The sequence below is a fragment of the Streptomyces iranensis genome (assembly GCF_017874715.1).
Taxonomy (GTDB): domain Bacteria; phylum Actinomycetota; class Actinomycetes; order Streptomycetales; family Streptomycetaceae; genus Streptomyces; species Streptomyces iranensis.
In genome coordinates this window covers 171,414-188,612 of sequence record NZ_JAGGLR010000009.1, presented here as the reverse complement: position 1 = coordinate 188,612, position 17,199 = coordinate 171,414, and the positions used below count along the sequence as shown (strand labels likewise).

Here is a 17,199-nt window from a genome sequence, read left to right as displayed (position 1 = left end):
AGTGACATCTCCTCAGCAGCATGCCGAACGACAGTCCGTTGACGCCTCGGCGCACCTTGCGACCGTCCCCAAAAAGCTCTTCATCGGCGGTCGGTGGATCCAGTCGAGCACCGGTGAAGGACCGCTGTCGGTGGAGGACCCCGCCCGGGGCCACACCATCGCGGAGGTGGCTGACGCGGGCGTCGAGGACGCCGTGGCCGCGCTCGACGCCGCCGTGGCGGCGCAACCGGCTTGGGCCGCGTGGCCCCCGCGGCGCCGGGCGGAGATCCTGCGGCGCGCGTACGACCTGATGGTGGAGCGTGCCGCCGCGCTGGCCGCCATCATGACGGCGGAGATGGGGAAGCCCTACCAGCAGGCCCTGGCGGAGGTGGAGTACGCCGCGGGTTACCTCCGCTGGTACTCGGAGGAGGCCGTGCGCGTCAACGGGCGGTTCGCCGTTCCGGAGAACGGGGTCGGCCGCATCGTCACCATGGGGCAGCCGGTGGGCCCCTGCCTCTTCGTGACGCCGTGGAACTTCCCCCTCGCCATGGGCACCCGCAAGATCGGGCCCGCGCTGGCCGCGGGATGCACCTGTGTCATCAAGCCGGCGTCGCAGACGCCGCTGAGCATGCTGGCGCTCGCCGCGATCTTCGAGGAGGCTGGTCTTCCGCCCGGCGTCCTGAACGTGTTCGTCAGCGGCAGCTCGTCGCGCACGGTCGGTGCGCTGATGAAGGACTCGCGGCTGCGCAAGATCTCCTTCACCGGGTCGACCGAGATCGGGCGACTCCTGGTCAGGCAGTCGGCCGACCAATTGCTCCGGGTCTCGATGGAACTCGGCGGCAACGCACCGTTCATCGTCTTCCCGGACGCCGACATCGAGGCGGCCGTCGACGGGGCGGTGATCGCGAAGTTGCGGAACAACGGTGAGGCATGTACCAGCGCCAACCGGTTCTATGTGCACCGCGAGGTGATCGGCGAATTCGCCGAGGCACTCGCCGAGCGTTTCCGTTCCCTGCGGGTGGGGCCCGGCCTGGAGCTGTCCAGCGACGTGGGCCCGCTCATCGACGGCGTACAGCGTACGAAGGTGGCCGATCTGGTCCGGGACGCGACCGAGAAGGGCGGTCGGCTGGTTGTCGGCGGTGGAATCCCCGACCGGCCGGGATATTTCATCGAGCCGACCGTGGTCTCGGACGTCCCCGAGGACGCTCGGGTGCTGACCGAGGAGATCTTCGGGCCTTTCGCCCCCGTGGCCGCGTTCGAGAAGGAACCGGACGTGATCCAGCGTGCGAACGCCAGTGAGTTCGGGCTCGCCGCGTACGTCTACACCAAGGACCTGGACAGGGCCATGCGTGTCGCCGAGCTTCTCGAGACCGGAATGGTGGCCGTCAACCAAGGCATGGTGTCGAACGTGGCCGCGCCCTTCGGCGGGGTGAAGCAGTCCGGGTTCGGGCGTGAAGGCGGCCCCGAGGGCATCGCGGAGTACCTGGAGACCAAGTACGTGGCGTTGAACGCCGGCACCCCTCCGACCACGGAGGCTGTTCGATGAGCCGTTCCACCACACTGGTCGTGGGCGCGCACGGTGTGATCGGAGGTGCCGTGGTGCGCCGTCTGGTCGCGGAGGGGCGCCACGTCGTCACCCTCGCCCGCCGTGGCACGGTCCGGCTCGAGGACGGAACCGAGATCGAGGACCATATCCAGGTCGACCTGCTGGACGCGTCCGCGGCGCGGGCCGGTCTCGGCAACCGGGCCGACATCACCGAAATCGTCTACGCCGGCTACACGGAACGCGAGACGATGGCGGCCACAGTGGCGCCGAACGTGGCCATGCTCCGGCATGTGCTCGATGCCGTTCACGCGTCGCCGTCCGAACTCCGGCAGGTCGTGCTGATCGGCGGGGGCAAGTCCTACGGGGAGCATCTGGGCGTCTACAAGACCCCGGCGAAGGAGTCGGACCCCCGGTTCCTCGGGCCGATCTTCTACAACGACCAGGAAGATCTCCTCTACGAGGACGCGAAGCGGCACGGATACGCATGGACCGTCCTGCGGCCGGATGCCGTCATCGGGCTGAGTTTCGGCTCACCGATGAACATGCTCACGGGCGTGGCCGTCTACGCCGGCGTCTGCCGGCACCTGGGCGTCCCGCTGCGTTTCCCCGGCACCCCCCGGACGTGGTCCGCGCTGCATCAGGCCACCGACGCCTCGGTCATCGCCGGAGCCGTCCACTGGGCGCTGGGATCGGCGGCGGCCCGCGGTGAGGTGTTCAACGTGACCAATGGTGACCACTTCCGATGGCAACACCTGTGGCCGGAGATCGGTGCGTTCTTCGGAATGGAGACCGCTCCGCCGCAGCCGATGTCGCTGGCCGAGCACATGGCCGACAAGGGTGGCGTGTGGGACGACATCGTCGCTCGTCACCGGCTCCGGCCCGAACCGATGGAGCACCTCGCGGCCTGGCCCTTCGTCGACGGATGGTTCTCGATGGAAGCGGACATGGTCCAGAGCACCATCAAGATCCGGCAGGCCGGCTTCGCCGACTGCCGCGACACCCACGAGAGCTTCATCGGCAACCTTGCGCGGCTGCGCGAGCTGTCCATCATCCCCTGACGTCCCCCTGCATTCTCCCTTGACGTCCCCCCTGCATTCTCATTGGAGAGCCGCGATGACCTCATCGAACGCCCACCACGCTGATCCGCGCGCCATAGCCGAGTCCTGGCTGCGAAAGTTCGGCACCTCTCTGACGCCGGGAAACGACCTGTCCCTACATTTCGCGCCCGAGTGTTACTGGCGTGATCTGCTGTCGTTCACCGGAGATCTGCGGACCTTTTCCGGCCCTCAGGTGGCCGAGGAACTGGCGCGGTGTCAGCCCGAGGTGAAGGCCACCGACTTCCGGCTCGCGGAGGGCCGGACCGAACCGCGCGTGGTCGAGCGGAACGGTGTGACCAGCGTGGAAGCCATCTTCGAGTTCGACGTCCTCGCCGGATCGGGTATCGGCGTGGTCCGGCTCGTCGATGTCCCCGGCCAGGGGTACCGCGCCCGGAATTTCTTCACCTCGCTGGACCAGCTCGCCGGGCATCCGGAGCACATCGGCGACAATCGCCCGCTGGGGAAGGCGGACTCCACGAAGTTCGAGGGCCCCAACTGGCTCGACCGCCGACAGACGGCCATAGCCTACGAGGACCGCGATCCCCAGGTGCTGATCGTGGGAGGCGGCCAGACCGGTCTGGCGCTGGCCGCGCGGCTCAATCAGCTCGACGTGGACACCCTCATCGTCGATACACACGAGCGCCCGGGGGACAACTGGCGCAAGCGCTACCACTCACTCACCCTGCACAACGCCGTATGGCTCAACGACATGCCATACATGCCGTTCCCGCAGACTTGGCCGGTGTTCGTGCCGAAGGACAAGCTGGCGGGATGGTTCGAATCGTACGTCGACGCCATGGAAATCAACTTCTGGGGCTCGTCCACGCTCGAGCACGGCGCCTATGACGAGGACTCCGGCACGTGGGAGGTGCGCATCCGCCGAGCGGACGGCGGCGTACGCGTCCTACGGCCACAGCACGTCGTGCTCGCGACCGGGGTGAGCGGCATCCCGTACGTGCCCACGCTCCCCGGACTGGACGAGTTCCGGGGCGAGGTCATCCACTCCAGCGCCTACACAGGCGGTGCGGAGCACACCGGCAAGCGCGCGATCGTCATCGGCACCGGAAACAGCGGACACGATGTCGCCCAGGACCTCCACGCCAACGGTGCGGCGGTGACGATGGTGCAACGGCGTTCGACCACCGTGGCCAGCATCGACCCGAGCGCCGCCGCCGCGGACGCGAGTTACCTGACCGCTCCCACGATCGAGGACAGCGACCTCATCGGTCTCTCCGTGCCGTACCCCGACATGTACGCCGGGAGTCAGGCGCTCACCGCCACGATGAAGGAGTTCGACCAAGACCTCGTCGCGGCGCTGGAAGCAGCCGGTTTCCGTACGGACTACGGTGAGGAAGACTCCGGATTCCAGATGAAGTACATGACACGCGGAGGCGGTTACTACCTCAACGTGGGATGCGCGGAACTCATCATCTCCCAGGAGATCGGGCTCATCCAGTTCGCGGACGCCGACGGCTTCACCGCTCAGGGGCTTCGGATGAGCGACGGGACGGTGGTCGAGGCCGATCTGGTCGTGCTCGCCACCGGCTACCAGAGTCAGCAGGAGGGCGTCCGCCGACTGATGGGGGACGAGGCCGCCGACGCCGTCGGCCCGATCTGGGGTTACGACGACGAGGGCGAAGTACGCAACATGTGGCGTCGTACCGCCCAGCGCGGGCTGTGGTTCTCCGCCGGCAACTTCCAGATGTGCCGCACCTACTCCAAGGTGCTGGCGCTACAGCTCCGGCAAGACCTGGACGCGGCCCGCTGACTGGACTGCCCATGGTGTGACGGGAGGCGGCGGACCGTCCCCGGGACGACGCCGTGCCTTCCGCTCCGGACCGCTCGGACTTGGCGCGTCCAGCGCCGGGTCCGAGCCCGGAATCCCTGGTACGCGCGGCTTTTAGCAGGAACTCCAGCATCCCCTGGATACGGATGGCCCTCGGCCCGGTCCAGGAAGAGCTCAAGGAGAGTCACCCATGACGGCCAACACTTCGCGGCAGGTTCCCGGAACGGACGACCCGGCCATGGTGTTGCGTGGACTTCGGCGCTACTACCCCGGAACAAAGGCGCTCGACTGGCACGACGACACATCGCTCACCATCGAACGGGGCCGCGTCCATGGATTGCTGGGGGAGAACGGAGCCGGCAAGTCGACACTGCTCGGTGTCATAGCCGGGCTGTCACCGCTGTCGGCCGGATCGATGGAGCTGCTCGGGCAGCCCTACGCCCCTGACAGCGTGGTGCGGGCCCGCCGGAGCGGGGTCGAGATCGTGCTGCAGGAGCCCGGCCTCGTCCCCTCGCTCACCGTCGCCGAGAACTTCCTCCTCGGCCGGGGCCCGGTGGCCTCCCGGGCCGGGATCGTACTGCCGGGCAGGACCGTCCGTGCGGTCGGGGACGCGCTCCAGGAGATCGCCCCACATATCTCACCCCGTACCCGTGCGGGCAGCCTCTGCCTGGAGGACCGCAAGCTGGTGGAGCTTGCCCGCGCCATGCACTTCAAGCCCAGTGTCCTGCTCGTCGACGAGATGAGCGCCTGCCTCGGCCACACCCGGCTCGAACTGCTCTTCAACGCCCTGCGCAGGCTCAGGGACGACGGTGTCGCCATCGTCTACATCTCCCACTACCTGGAGGAGATCCACCGTGTCTGCGACACCGTCACGGTCCTCAAGGACGGCCGTCTCGTGGAGACTCTGCCGGCCCGGACGGACACGAACACGCTGACCCGTCTGATGGTCGGCAGGGACATCGCCGCCACGCTGTACCGGACGGACAGGACCGAAAACGCCGGGGGTGAGCGAGCGCTGGCGGTCGACGGTCTCACGCTCGCCAACTCCTACCGTGACATCAGCTTCACCCTGCGGGCCGGGGAAATCCTCGGTATCGGCGGCCTGGTCGGCTGCGGGTCGCAAGAGCTGGCCAGGACACTCTTCGGGGACCTTCGAGCCGATGCCGGCAGTATCGCCCTCGCGGACGCTCCGTTCGCCCCGGCGGGCCCTCGTGAGGCTATCCGGCGAGGGGTGGCGTACGTTCCGCCGGACCGTGACCGCGAAGGGGTGATACTGCGGCTTTCGATCCTGCAGAACATCCTGCTGCCCACGCTGCGGCAGAGATCGCGGCTGGGCCTCTATCCGGGACGGTCGGACACCGGGATCTCCACCCGGATGATCAACGATCTGGTCATCCGCTGCCGCGGAGCGAGCGACGTGCCGTTCCATCTTTCCGGCGGCAACCGTCAAAAGATCGTCATCGCGAAGTGGCTGGTGGACCCGCCGAAGGTACTGATCCTCCACAACCCCACGCGAGGAATCGACGTCGGGGCGAAGTCGGAGATCTACACGCTCATCCAGCGCCTGGCCCAAGCCGGAACGGCAATCCTCTTGCTGTCCGACGAGCTCCCGGAACTGCTCGGTATGAGCGACCGCATTCTCGTTCTGCGCAGAGGTGCCATGACCTACGAAGCGCATCGTGAGGATCAGCCGACGGAAGAACTACTCGTCTCCCGGATGATCTGACAACTCAGGAGCGACGGAATGACGAAGATGATGGAAAGTTCCCCCCAGGACCGCGGTACGGCCACGGATGAGGACACGCTCCGCCAACCCTCGGCACCGACCGGACCCCGGCGGCTGACCGGTATGAGCAGAGCCCTGCCCCTGGCCGGACTCGTCGGCCTCATCATCGTGTACACCATTGCGGCCGGCGACCGGTTCATGACGGTCAACAATTGGGCGAACCTCGTACAACAGGCCAGCGTCGTAGCCATCATCGGCTTCGGCCTCACTTTCGTCGTCATAGCCGGTTCCATCGATCTGTCGGTCGGGTCGGTTGCCGCCTTCTCGGGAATGGTCGCCGCCATGACGGCCGGCGACCACGGCAGCTTCACCGGCATCGTGACCGGCCTGGCGGTCGGCGCTGCCTGCGGGCTGGTGAACGGGGTGCTCTGCAGCATTTTCAAGGTGCCCTCCTTCATCGTGACGCTGGGGATGCTGTCGGTGGCCCGCGGACTCACCATCGTCGTATCCGATTCCCGATCCGAGCCGGTGAGTGGAGCATTGGCCGGGATGGGCGTCGCACCGGGCATCTACATCGCCCTTGGCTGCGCGTTCGTGGTGGCATTCGTGCTCATGAACGGAACCACCTTCGGCCGCTACACGCGGTCGATCGGAGGTGAGGAGCGGGTCTCGGCATTGTCCGGGGTTCCGGTGCGCCTGGTGAAGGTGGCGGCTTTCGTGGTCTCCGGCCTGCTGGCCGGTCTCGGTGGTGTCGTTCTCGGCGGCCAGCTCGGCATAGCGACTGCCCAGGCGGCCACTGGTTTCGAACTGTCGGCGATCGCGGCCGTCGTTCTCGGCGGCACCCCGCTGACCGGCGGGATCGGCAATGTGTGGAATACCGCCATCGGTGCCTTCATCATCGTTGTCCTGAACAACGGTCTGGTGATTCTGGGAGTCGCCCCCGAGATCCAACAGGTGATCCAGGGAGCGATTCTCGTGCTGGCTGTCTTCGTGGCTCTCGACCGGTCCAAGATCGGCATTATCAAATAACCCTCGCTGCAAGGTGCCGCTTCTGCAGGAAGAGGAAAACCATGAACAGACTTCTGTCGCGCCGCGGGGCCATCGCCGCGACGGCCGCCCTGCTCTTCATAGGAACCGCCGCATGCGGCACCGGGAGCCGGAGCGGCAAGCAACTCACCATCGGCTTCGCCGCGCCGGTCCTGGCGAATTCCTACTGGAAGGCCAATGCGGACTTTGCCCGGAGGATGGGCGCACAGCTGGGCGTGAAGGTGATTGTGGCGGATGCCCAGGAGAGGGAAGACACCCAGCTGAAAAATGTTCAGGACCTCATTGCCCAAGGCGCCGACGGAATCGTCTTCGGCCCGACGACCGCGGAGATCGGACCGGCACTCCTCAGGGCGTGCCGACGGGCCGGCATCGTCTGCGGGGCCGCGGCCCGTAAGCCGGGGATAGAGCCGAGCGACGAGAGCGATTCGTATTACGCGGGCTACGTCGTGGGCAACGACACCGGCGACGGGGCGGCCGGGGCGGAGTCGCTCAGCGACGCCGGCTGCAAGAAGGTCGTGGCCATGAGCGGCCTACAGGGCAATTCGACGGCGGACGCGCGGCTGAACGGCTTCACGAAGAAAGCACGAGACCGGGGCCTGACCATCCTCGGCACCCCACAGCGCCCCGTGGAGTTGCCCGAATCCGGTCTCAAGGCGACGCAGAACTTCCTCGCCAAGTTCCCGGGCCCCCGCTTCGACTGCCTCTGGGCCTTCAACGACGGCTCGGCCATCGGCTCCATCCGGGCATTGAGCGCTGCTGGGGCCCAGAAGGTGAAGGTCGCGAGCATCGACGGTACCGCCGAGGGGGTCGCGGCCATCAAGAGCGGACGCATGCTCGTCTCGCCGGGGGGCGAGTTCATCAACGGCGGCCTGGCACTGATCGCCGTATACGACACCATCAAGGGCCATCCTCGGGCGAACCGGGCCGTGGTCCTGAACACCTTGCGGGTGACCAGGGGCAATGTCGACGCCTATCAGCGCGAATTCATCGACCGGCTTCCCCGCTACGACGCGAGAAAGCTGTCCAAGGCCCGCAATCCCTCGGCCGCCGAAGACGGCCTGAAGATCGTTTTCGGGCCCAAGGCGTAGCAGGCGGCGCCTGGTATGCGATCGCCGCTGCTCTCTCCCTGCCTCACACGATGTCAAGCAGAACGGACCCACCCCACATGACCACAGTTTTCGTCACCGGCGCCAATGGCTACATCGGTCAGGCCGTCTGCACGCGGTTCCAGATCGCCGGCCACTCGACAGTCGGACTGGTACGCGGCAGCGGTGCGGCCAAGGCGCTCAGCGCGCGCGGGATCACACCGCTCCTCGGAAGCCTCGATGACGCTCATACCCTGGCCGAGGCGGCCCGGTCCGCCGATCTCGTCGTGGACACCGCCAGCGCCGACCACGCGGACTCCACCAGGGCACTGCTGGACGCGCTCGCCGGAACGGGCAAGACCTATATCCGTACCAGCGGGACAGGCGTCTACACGGATCTGGCGCACGGCGAACTGAACGAGCGGATTTTCACCGAGGAAACCGAGCATTCTCCGGCGGAGGTGGTCGCGACCCGGTGGGCAACCGACCGGATGGTGCGGGAAGCGGCCGACCGCGGCATACGCACCATCGTCCTGCGGCCGTCCATGATCTACGGTGACGGCGCCAGCGAACAGCTGCCGCTGCTCATCCGCCAGGCCATCTCCTCCGGCCGCAGCTTGTACGTCGGGCGGGGCGACAACCGTTGGGGCAACGTCTATCTGGCCGACCTCGCCGAGGCCTACCTACTGGCGGCGGAGAAGGCGGTGGCAGGCAGCGTGTACAACCTCGCGGCCGGCGAAGCCCGTATGGGCGACATCGCACGCGCGGTGGCCCGAGGGCTTCTCGGCGTCGAGGAGGCCGAGTCCTGCGAGCCGCACGTGGCTTACGCGGCCTTCGGCCAGCGGTGGGTCGACGTGGCGTTGTCCAGCAACAGCCGGGTGGACTCCGGTAAGGCGCGCGCGGAACTCGGGTGGCACCCTCAGGGCCCCGACCTGCTGGAAGACCTGGTGTCGGGCTCCTACCGGCGGCTGTGGGCCCATAAGGCGGACCCGCACGACCATGTCGTGTCGGCGAGCCAGGACTGATTCACGGACGTCACCCGCCCGCCCTGAGTGACCTCTTCCGCCAGGGAGGTCACACCCACATCCATTCACCGAACGGCGGCGTTGCCCCGTGTGAACCGCGGAGGGAGGGAATACCCCGTGGCGCTGCTGGATGACACCTCGGAGGGCCGCGCCCAGTGCTGGCGAGCACTGGCCGCGTTGCACACCAGGATCGATACGCGGATTGAGCGTGCACTGCGCGCCACGTGCCGGCTCGGACTCAAGGAGTACACGGTACTGGACGTGCTCAGCCGCGAGGAGGAGTGGCGTATGTACCAGCTCGCCGCTGTCATCGCTCTGAGCCCGAGTGCGACCACCCGCCTCGTCGACCGCATGGAGCAGCAGGGGCTGCTGGTGCGGCATCTGTGCCCTACCGATCGTCGCGGCATCTCCACCGAGGCCAGCGAGGCGGGCCGCGACCTGCTGGCCGCCGCTCGTCCCGTACATGACGCGGCGTTGTGCGAGGCACTCGAAGAGGCTTCCGCGCTGCCCGGATCCGCCCCCTTGGTGCGGCTGCTGGACACCTGGGCTCCACAGGTCAAGCGAGGCAGACCCTGATCAGGCCGTGGGCACAACCACACCCGCGGCCCTCCGGTCCCGCACATGACCGGACCAGACCCAGCAAGAGAGGAAGAGCGAGCATGACCAGCGGTTTCGCACTGGTAGCCCGTTTCGAGCTGTATGACGAAGCGGCTGCCGAAGCTTTCGACGTACTGGTGGAACAGGCGCTTGCCGGCATCAGAGTCCATGAGCCCGGGACGCTCGAGTACATCGTTCACACGGTCTCGGACGAGCCCCTGACCCGGGTCTTCTATGAGCTGTACGAGGACCAGGCCGCCTTCGATCGGCACCAGGAGCAACCCCACACCCGGTACTTCATGACGGAGACGGAGCAACACATCTCTGCTCTGCACGTCACCTTCCTGCGGGCCGATGCGGGGAAGGGCCCGATGGCCAACTGATCCGGCATATGTTCTCGCTCACTGGACTATGCGTCCGGTCAGTGATAACTTCCGATAATGAGGGCGGTATGGCCCGGACCCGGCCGTGCCGCCAATGGGGCTCACCGACTGGGAGAGACACCGAATGACTGCACAGACGCCGGTCGCGCCGGCGGACCGCGAGCTCATCGAGCACATCGAGGAACGGGCGTTGTTCGCTCGTCTGGAGACGGTGCGGTTGATCTCGATTGCCAAGACCGGCCATTACGCGTCCGGTTTCTCGTGTGCGGAGATCCTGGCCACGCTCTATTACGGGGTGATGCGGCTGCGGCGTGGTGAGCCGGACTGGCCCGACCGCGACCGTTTCCTGTTCGGTAAGGGGCATGCGGCGGCCACGCTGTATCCGCTGCTGGCCGACTGGGGCTTCTTCGACGCGGCCGAGCTGGATGAGTACACCCGTCTGGGGAACGCCTTCGGTGACCACCCGGACATGACCCGCATCCCGGGGATCGACTTCAGCTCCGGGTCGCTGGGCCACGCCCTGTCTGCGGGGACGGGTATGGCGATGGGCGGCCGCCTCCAGGGGCGCCCGTACACCACGTTCGTCCTGCTGGGCGACGGGGAGTTGCACGAGGGGCAGGTCTGGGAGGCGGCCCTGGGCGCCGCGCACCACCGCCTGGGGCGGCTGGTGGCCATCGTCGACCGCAACGACCACTCACTGGATGGCCGTATCGACGGTGTGACCGGGATCGAGCCGCTGCTGGAGAAGTGGCGGGCGTTCGGATGGCAGACCCACGAGGTCGACGGCCACGACGTCTCGGCCCTGCTGCCCCTGCTGCGTTCGCTGGCGGAGGACACCGGCCGTGACCGTCCGGCGGTGGTGGTCGCCAACACTGTGAAGGGAAAGGGGATTTCCTATATGGAGTCCGAGTTCGGATGGCATCTGGGCTGGCTGGCCGAGCGGGACGAGGCCAACGCCCTGGCGGAACTGCGGGGGGCCCGGTGAGCGTCGCGCCCGGTCTGCAGCCGGAATCCTGGCATCTGCTGAGCCTGCTGGAACAGGCTCCGGGTCTTCAGGCCCTCGGCGACACCCTCGCCGACCTGGCCGACGAGGGCCATCCCGTGGTCGTCGGCACCGCCGACCTGAAGTACTCCAACGGACTGGTGCGCTTCCAGGAACGCCACCCGGACAAGTACCTCCAGTTCGGGATCTCCGAGCAGCATATGGTGTCCACGGCGGCGGGTCTGGCCACCACCGGCCTGCGGCCGTATGTGGCCACCTTCGCGTCCTTCATGGCGCTGCTGGCCTGCGAGCAGATCCGCACCGACGTGGCCTACACCCGTCAGCCGGTCCGGCTGATCGGCCACCACGCGGGAATCACCCTGGGGTTTTACGGGACTTCCCACCACGCGACCGAGGATCTGGCCGTCACCCGGAGCATCGCCGGGCTCACCGTGGTCGCACCGGCCGACACCGCCGCCCTGGCCGCGGTGCTGCGCGCCTCGGTGGACCTCCCGGGCCCGGTCTACTTCCGTATCGGCCGCGGCCGGGACCCCGATGTCTACCCGGCGGGGACCACCCTGGAGATCGGGAAGGCGGTCGAGCACGGGACGGGAAGCGACCTCACCCTCATCGCCACCGGTTCGATGGTCCACCCCGCGCTGGGGGCCGCGGCGGCGCTCACCGCGGACGGATACGACGTCGGAGTGCTGGACATGCACACCGTCAAACCGCTGGATGAGGAGGCGGTGCTGAGGGCCGCACGGCGCTCCCGGCTGCTGATGACGGTGGAGGAGCACAATGTGCTCGGCGGTCTCGGCGGCGCGGTGGCCGAGGTGATCAGCGAGCACGGCATACCGGTCCGGCTGCACCGCCACGGGATCCGGGACGAGTACAGCCTCATCGGCCCGCCCACCCATCTCTACGGGCACTACCGGCTGAACGCCGCCGGAGTCGAGGCAGAGGCCCGCGAAGCACTGCGTACCGCGAGCCGCTGGACACCTGGAGTGGACCGGGTCTGACGGTCGACGGGGGCACAACCGGCCGGGTACGCCGGAGATTCCCCGGGGCACGCCGGGGTGTCAACCCCGACGATGGTCAGGGGTCTGACCTGGCCGTTTGCCAGAGGTGGCGGGTCGTCGCCGTTTCTACGGTCACTGGCCATGGATTCAAGGACGCGATACGGCTCCGGCCGTCGACTGCTGCTCGCGGTGGCGCTGTGTGCCGCCGGGGCGGGAGCGGTGATGTGGTTGTCGCCCGGTGGGCTGGGCGACGCGGATCGGGTGGAGGTCAGGCGCGGCGCCTCGGTGTCGGTGTACCGGGCGGTGGCCGAGGCGGTGGCGGGAGCGCCCTCATGGGCCGGGCCGCTGCTGGAGACGGCCACCGAGGGCACGCTGGTGGCGCTGGGGCTGCTTCTGCTGTGGACGGGGTGGTCGGCCTTCCGGCGCGGGGACGCCTCCGGCGTGGCCGGGGCCGTGCTCACCGGGATCGGCACCGTGGCCGCCTACGTGGCGAGCGAGGGCGTGAAGCTGGTGGTGGACGAGGAACGGCCGTGCCGGGCGGTACGGGGAGTCGTGGCGGTGGCGGAGTGTCCCGAGCCGGGGGACTGGTCGTTTCCGAGCAACCACGCCACCCTGGCCACCGGGATCGCGGTCGGGCTGACGCTGTTCAGGCCCCGTCTCGCCGCTGTGGCGCTGCCGTTGGCTGGGGTGGCGGCGCTGCTGCGGGTGGCGGTGGGGGTGCACTATCCGCACGATGTGGCCGCCGGTGCGCTGATGGGCGCCGCCGTGGTGGCGGCGACGCTGGTGGTGGTGGGCCCTCCGGCAGTACGGGCGGTGTCAGCGCTGTTCGGGAGCGCCGGGTGGAAGGATTCCGGCCTCATGGGCGACCACGGCGGCGGCCGCCCGGTTCTCCACGCCCAGCCGGGCCAGGATCGAGCTCACATGGGCCTTGACCGTCCCCTCGACGACACGCAGCCGACGGGCGATCTGACCGTTGGACAGCCCGCCGCCGAGCAGGGCCAGCACCTCCCGCTCCCGGGCGGTCAGGGCATCGACCCGCATGCGGGCGGCGGTGCGGCGGTCGGCCAGGGCCCCCGCGCCACCGGACGCCAGATGCGCCACGACGCGGGCCGCGACCTTCGGTGACAGATAGGCGGCGCCGTCGGCCACCGCGCGCACCCCCGCGATCAGCTCCTCCGGTTCACCGGACTTGATGAGGAAGCCCATGGCGCCGCCGCCCAGCGCCTGGAGGATGTAGTCGTCCTCGCCGAAGGTGGTCAGCATGATGACACCGGTGGCCGGGGCCGTCCGGTGGATCTCGCGGGCGGCCTCGATACCGCCGGTGCCGGGCATCCGGATGTCCAGCACCGCCACCCGGGGCCGGTGGCGGTGCACCAGCTCCACCGCCTGGTGGCCGTCGCCCGCCTCGGCGACCACGGTGATGTCCGGATCGGTGGCGAGCACGGCCCGGATCCCCGCGCGGATCATCGGCTCGTCGTCGGCGATCAGGACCCGGATCATCGGACGCCCTTCCCGGTGAAGGCGTCGGCGGACACCAGGGTGCCGTGGCGGAAGCACAGCCGGTAGACGTCCCCGGAGCGGTCGTCGAAGGGGTCGGCCGTCATCGCGTAGTACTCGCAGACGATGTCCGTCCCCCTCGGTTCGGCGGCCGTCGGCCGGTGGCCGGTCTGGCGCTCCGGCAGATACGGCGCGATCCGGTCGCGGTCCTGTCCGGTGCGCAGCCGGGCGTAGTCGTCCGGGGCCAGTACCGACTCCCGGGCCCTCAGTGTGTCCCACACCCGCACCACTCCGATCAGCAGGGCCCCCGCGACCAGGGGCACCATCAGGGCCGCGAGCAGGGTGCGGCCGAGCCGGCGGCGGGCGCGCCGGTGGTCATCCGCCACCGGGGCTTCGGGAGCGTGGGGCGCCCCCGGCCGCCGGGTGGTGGTGCGGGGAAACGTGGCGCGGACGGCGAAACCGCCCGCCTCGGGGCCGTATCCGAAGGTGCCCCCGGCCAGTGCGACGCGCTCGTCCAGGCCGATCAGGCCGAAGCCCTCGCCGCCGGAGCGGACGGGAGCGGCGGCGCACGCGGGGCCGTTCACCACCCGGACCTCGGTTTCCTCGGCCGTATGCCGGACGTGGACGGCCGCCTCCGCACCCGGCGCGTGCTTGGCCACGTTGGTCAGCGACTCCTGCACCACACGGCGCACGGCGCGCTCCACGTCCGGTGGCAGCTCGCCGGGCTCTCCAGGCTTGCCGGGCTCTCCGGGCTCGCCGTCGCTCCGCAGCCGGACCGCGAGACCCGACGCCGACGCCCGCTCGACCAGCTCCGCCACACCCGCGCCCGCCGGTTCCGGCGGCGCTGCGTCCGGCTCCTGGCGCAGGACGCCGATCACCTCGCCGAGGCGGTCCACGGCGGCCGCCGCCCTGGCCCTGATGTCCCGGGCGGCCTCCCGGTGGCCGTCCGCCAGTCCGGGCGCCAGCTTGAGGGCCCCGGCCGAGAGGGCGATCAGGCTGAGCTCATGGCCGAGCACATCGTGCATGTCCTGTGCGATACGGGCCCGCTCCCGCAGCCGGGCCTGCTCGGCGATCAGCCGCCGCTCGCGCTCCAGCCGCGCGGCCCGGTCCCACCCCGCCCGGACCAACTCCCGGTACTGACGGCAGAACCGCCCCACGAACCACGGCAGGACGACCGCCCCCGCCACCACCGCCACGAAGCGGTCCGCCCAGGCGATCCAGGACGGCACCACGGCGACGGCCACCACGGCGCCCGCGACCACCCCGGTCAGCCCCACCGCCGTGGACCGCGTCCGCCCGGGTCGCCACCCCACCGCGAACGCGCACACCGCCGTGGGGACCACCCACCACAGGCCGACCACGCTCAACCCGGCGGCGGCGATGGTGGCCACCAGTGGCAGGTGTGCCGCCCAGGACGCCCACGGGCGGGCGCCGGATCCGGTCGTGTCTGTCTGTGTCGTCGTGTCCCATGTCTGTGTCGTCATGTCCCCCACCCGCGTGATCGGCCGGCTCGCAGAGGTGACCTTACGAAGACGGGGGACGGGCGGACACTGCCGAAAGACCAATCCCGCTCATCGCGCACCCCGCACGCACCCCGCACGCATCCGGCCGACGCCCAGGAGACGCATGCTGGTTATAGGGGAGGGAACGGGGGGAACCCGACTCATGCGGTCGGCGATCATCAGCTGTCGGCCGCGACCGACCGAGGGGGCGGAAGGAGAGGAAGACACCATGCCCGCAGGATCCAGCCGTAAGCGTGAACGGCAGTACGAGCACATCAAGGAAGGCGCCGAGCAGCGCGGCGCGTCCACCGGCCGGGCGAAGGAAATGGCCGCCCGTACGGTCAACAAGGAGCGCGCACGCTCGGGCGAGTCCAGGTCCGCCAGCAGGACCTCGACCCAGGACCGGAAGTCCGCGCCGCAGCGCGGCGGCCAGCGCTCCGGCAACCGGACGGGACCCAAGGGTCCGACGCGCGACCAGCTGTACAACGAGGCCAAGCAGCGCGGCATCGAGGGCCGCTCCAACATGACCAAGGACCAGCTGGCCAAGGCACTGGGCCGCTGACCCGGACGCCACGGCACCTCCTGCGGGACGCCGCCCTGCCCGCCGAGCAGCGGGGCCGGGCGGCGTCCGTGCGATCGGGCAGGGCGATGGATTGGCGGCGTCGGCCACGGGTACTCAAGGGCGATCATGCCAGGCACGACACTCCCCACCTACACCGCTCTGCACCAGCTCGTGGAGTTGATCGAGCAGGGGCCGCCGGTCTTCGTCCGCTGGTCCCGAGGGCCCGAGGCGGACCTGGCGGGCAGTGCGGTCAGCCGGGACGGACTCACCGGCATGGAGATGCCGGGCCTGTCGGCCAACCCCCTGGTCTTCGAGGAGTGGGCGAAGGACCTGCCCACCACCGTCTGGGTCGCCCGGAGGCTGTGCGACTACATCCACCTCCGGGACGACGACCAGGGCTCCGCCAATGTCCGCCCCTGGGTGCTCAAGGGGGAGGAGACCGGCCGGGGGCCGGACAACGAACCCCTGGTCCGCGATGTGGAGCCCGTCGCCTGGATCGCCGAGAGCGTGATCGCCGAAGCCGAGGACGTGGTGGCACGCCAGCGGGGCGCGTGGGGGCCGTTGCGCAGGCCGTCCCGGTTCGGCCGTGGCGGAAGCGGCGGAAAGGGGTGAGCGGGCGCATCCCCCCAACGCCGTGGGCTTCCGCCCGGTCGGCGGCCGCACGCGCGTGACCACCGCTCGGGAGCCGGGACATAAGGTGGCCTGATGCAGGAGCGGTACCGGACGGTCGCGCGCGAAGGCGTGCACGAGATCGAGATCAACAGATCGCGCTTCCTCTGCACGCTCGCGCCCGCCGCGACCGAGCAGGAGGCGCAGAACGTCATCCAGCGGGTCAGGAAGGAGCACCCCACCGCCACCCACAACTGCTTCGCCTATGTCATCGGCGCGGACGCCGGTGTGCAGAAGGCGAGCGACGACGGGGAGCCGGGCGGCACGGCCGGGGTGCCGATGCTGCAGATGCTGCTGCGCCGCGAGATCCGGTACGCGGTGGCCGTCGTCACCCGCTACTACGGGGGCGTGAAGCTCGGCGCGGGCGGTCTGATCCGGGCCTACGGCGGCGCGGTCGGCGAGGCGCTCGACGCGCTGGGCACCGTCACCCGGCAGCGGTTCCGGCTGGTGACCGTCACCGTGAACCACCAGCGGGCCGGAAAGCTGGAGAACGACCTGCGGGCGACGGGGCGTGCGGTCCGCGAGGTGCGCTACGCAGAGGCCGTGACGATCGAACTCGGGCTGCCCGACGCGGATGTGGACGCCTTCCGTGACTGGCTGGCGGACACCACCGCGGGCACCGCCGCACTGGAACTCGGCGGCGAGGCGTACCAGGACGCGTAAGGACGGCCTGGGCCTACGCCGGTGAGCGCACCGA

At 69.3% G+C, this 17,199-nt stretch carries 16 protein-coding genes and 1 pseudogene; 15 read left to right on the top strand and 2 right to left on the bottom strand.

Annotated elements, in window-relative coordinates; all coding sequences use genetic code 11:
• Window position 1: 1 nt before the first annotated feature.
• The 12 genes and pseudogenes from J2Z30_RS18355 to J2Z30_RS18300 form a co-directional block, all read left to right on the top strand.
• Window positions 2-1,525, top strand: a complete 1,524-nt coding sequence (locus J2Z30_RS18355) for an NAD-dependent succinate-semialdehyde dehydrogenase (RefSeq protein WP_044568186.1) — start codon at window positions 2-4, stop codon at window positions 1,523-1,525.
• Complete coding sequence (locus J2Z30_RS18350) at window positions 1,522-2,583, top strand: SDR family oxidoreductase (RefSeq protein ID WP_044568185.1); 1,062 nt, start codon at window positions 1,522-1,524, stop codon at window positions 2,581-2,583. Before J2Z30_RS18355 ends, J2Z30_RS18350 begins: the two co-directional genes overlap by 4 nt.
• 55 nt (window positions 2,584-2,638) lie before the next feature.
• Window positions 2,639-4,390 carry a flavin-containing monooxygenase gene (locus tag J2Z30_RS18345; RefSeq protein ID WP_044568183.1) on the top strand — a complete coding sequence of 584 codons (1,752 nt, stop codon included), beginning with the start codon at window positions 2,639-2,641 and terminating at the stop codon, window positions 4,388-4,390.
• Between the two features lie 208 nt (window positions 4,391-4,598).
• The gene (locus tag J2Z30_RS18340; RefSeq protein WP_044568182.1) at window positions 4,599-6,134 is read left to right on the top strand and encodes a sugar ABC transporter ATP-binding protein; all 1,536 of its coding nucleotides are present in this window, start codon (window positions 4,599-4,601) and stop codon (window positions 6,132-6,134) included.
• 18 nt (window positions 6,135-6,152) lie between these two features.
• The gene (locus J2Z30_RS18335; protein ID WP_052701221.1) at window positions 6,153-7,163 is read left to right on the top strand and encodes an ABC transporter permease; all 1,011 of its coding nucleotides are present in this window, start codon (window positions 6,153-6,155) and stop codon (window positions 7,161-7,163) included.
• A gap of 41 nt (window positions 7,164-7,204) precedes the next feature.
• Window positions 7,205-8,269: a sugar ABC transporter substrate-binding protein gene (locus J2Z30_RS18330; RefSeq protein ID WP_044568181.1), complete on the top strand. Its 1,065-nt coding sequence runs from the start codon at window positions 7,205-7,207 to the stop codon at window positions 8,267-8,269.
• A gap of 77 nt (window positions 8,270-8,346) precedes the next feature.
• Window positions 8,347-9,291, top strand: a complete 945-nt coding sequence (locus J2Z30_RS18325) for an NAD-dependent epimerase/dehydratase family protein (RefSeq protein WP_044568180.1) — start codon at window positions 8,347-8,349, stop codon at window positions 9,289-9,291.
• A gap of 117 nt (window positions 9,292-9,408) precedes the next feature.
• Window positions 9,409-9,867: a MarR family winged helix-turn-helix transcriptional regulator gene (locus J2Z30_RS18320; protein ID WP_044568179.1), complete on the top strand. Its 459-nt coding sequence runs from the start codon at window positions 9,409-9,411 to the stop codon at window positions 9,865-9,867.
• Between the two features lie 83 nt (window positions 9,868-9,950).
• Entirely contained in the window at window positions 9,951-10,271 is a 321-nt protein-coding gene (locus J2Z30_RS18315) for a putative quinol monooxygenase (protein ID WP_044568178.1), read from the top strand.
• Window positions 10,272-10,395: 124 nt separating this feature from the next.
• On the top strand, window positions 10,396-11,256 hold the full coding sequence (locus J2Z30_RS18310; protein ID WP_044568177.1) for a transketolase: 861 nt from the start codon (window positions 10,396-10,398) through the stop codon (window positions 11,254-11,256).
• A complete protein-coding gene (locus tag J2Z30_RS18305) occupies window positions 11,253-12,272 on the top strand; it encodes a transketolase family protein (protein WP_044568175.1) in 1,020 nt (339 codons plus the stop codon). The genes J2Z30_RS18310 and J2Z30_RS18305 overlap by 4 nt, the downstream gene beginning before the upstream one ends.
• A gap of 72 nt (window positions 12,273-12,344) precedes the next feature.
• A pseudogene (locus tag J2Z30_RS18300) lies at window positions 12,345-13,001 on the top strand (phosphatase PAP2 family protein); the annotation flags it as partial.
• A gap of 87 nt (window positions 13,002-13,088) precedes the next feature.
• Here J2Z30_RS18300 and J2Z30_RS18295 read toward each other — a convergent pair.
• Complete coding sequence (locus tag J2Z30_RS18295) at window positions 13,089-13,772, bottom strand: response regulator (protein WP_044568174.1); 684 nt, start codon at window positions 13,770-13,772, stop codon at window positions 13,089-13,091.
• Window positions 13,769-15,253, bottom strand: a complete 1,485-nt coding sequence (locus J2Z30_RS18290) for a sensor histidine kinase (protein ID WP_078956493.1) — start codon at window positions 15,251-15,253, stop codon at window positions 13,769-13,771. The genes J2Z30_RS18295 and J2Z30_RS18290 overlap by 4 nt, the downstream gene beginning before the upstream one ends.
• Before the next feature lie 247 nt (window positions 15,254-15,500).
• Here J2Z30_RS18290 and J2Z30_RS18285 point away from each other — a divergent pair, with 247 nt between their 5' ends.
• The 3 genes from J2Z30_RS18285 to J2Z30_RS18275 all read left to right on the top strand — a co-directional run bounded on the left by J2Z30_RS18285 (window position 15,501) and on the right by J2Z30_RS18275 (window position 17,165).
• Window positions 15,501-15,833 carry a hypothetical protein gene (locus J2Z30_RS18285; RefSeq protein ID WP_044568173.1) on the top strand — a complete coding sequence of 111 codons (333 nt, stop codon included), beginning with the start codon at window positions 15,501-15,503 and terminating at the stop codon, window positions 15,831-15,833.
• A 126-nt stretch (window positions 15,834-15,959) separates the two neighbouring features.
• Window positions 15,960-16,445, top strand: a complete 486-nt coding sequence (locus J2Z30_RS18280) for a DUF6098 family protein (protein ID WP_044568172.1) — start codon at window positions 15,960-15,962, stop codon at window positions 16,443-16,445.
• Between the two features lie 93 nt (window positions 16,446-16,538).
• Window positions 16,539-17,165 (top strand): YigZ family protein, encoded by a 627-nt coding sequence (locus J2Z30_RS18275; RefSeq protein ID WP_044568171.1) that lies wholly within the window; start codon window positions 16,539-16,541, stop codon window positions 17,163-17,165.
• Window positions 17,166-17,199: the final 34 nt, after the last annotated feature.

What these genes read in the sequence shown, in the direction of transcription:
- J2Z30_RS18350 (WP_044568185.1), top strand. Translation starts at nt 1,522, where the DNA reads ATGAGCCGTTCCACCACACTGGTCGTGGGCGCGCACGGTGTGATCGGA.
- J2Z30_RS18345 (WP_044568183.1), top strand. Translation starts at nt 2,639, where the DNA reads ATGACCTCATCGAACGCCCACCACGCTGATCCGCGCGCCATAGCCGAG.
- J2Z30_RS18340 (WP_044568182.1), top strand. Translation starts at nt 4,599, where the DNA reads ATGACGGCCAACACTTCGCGGCAGGTTCCCGGAACGGACGACCCGGCC.
- J2Z30_RS18335 (WP_052701221.1), top strand. Translation starts at nt 6,153, where the DNA reads ATGACGAAGATGATGGAAAGTTCCCCCCAGGACCGCGGTACGGCCACG.
- J2Z30_RS18330 (WP_044568181.1), top strand. Translation starts at nt 7,205, where the DNA reads ATGAACAGACTTCTGTCGCGCCGCGGGGCCATCGCCGCGACGGCCGCC.
- J2Z30_RS18325 (WP_044568180.1), top strand. Translation starts at nt 8,347, where the DNA reads ATGACCACAGTTTTCGTCACCGGCGCCAATGGCTACATCGGTCAGGCC.
- J2Z30_RS18315 (WP_044568178.1), top strand. Translation starts at nt 9,951, where the DNA reads ATGACCAGCGGTTTCGCACTGGTAGCCCGTTTCGAGCTGTATGACGAA.
- J2Z30_RS18310 (WP_044568177.1), top strand. Translation starts at nt 10,396, where the DNA reads ATGACTGCACAGACGCCGGTCGCGCCGGCGGACCGCGAGCTCATCGAG.
- J2Z30_RS18295 (WP_044568174.1), bottom strand. Translation starts at nt 13,772, where the DNA reads ATGATCCGGGTCCTGATCGCCGACGACGAGCCGATGATCCGCGCGGGG.
- J2Z30_RS18290 (WP_078956493.1), bottom strand. Translation starts at nt 15,253, where the DNA reads ATGACGACACAGACATGGGACACGACGACACAGACAGACACGACCGGA.
- J2Z30_RS18285 (WP_044568173.1), top strand. Translation starts at nt 15,501, where the DNA reads ATGCCCGCAGGATCCAGCCGTAAGCGTGAACGGCAGTACGAGCACATC.
- J2Z30_RS18280 (WP_044568172.1), top strand. Translation starts at nt 15,960, where the DNA reads ATGCCAGGCACGACACTCCCCACCTACACCGCTCTGCACCAGCTCGTG.
- J2Z30_RS18275 (WP_044568171.1), top strand. Translation starts at nt 16,539, where the DNA reads ATGCAGGAGCGGTACCGGACGGTCGCGCGCGAAGGCGTGCACGAGATC.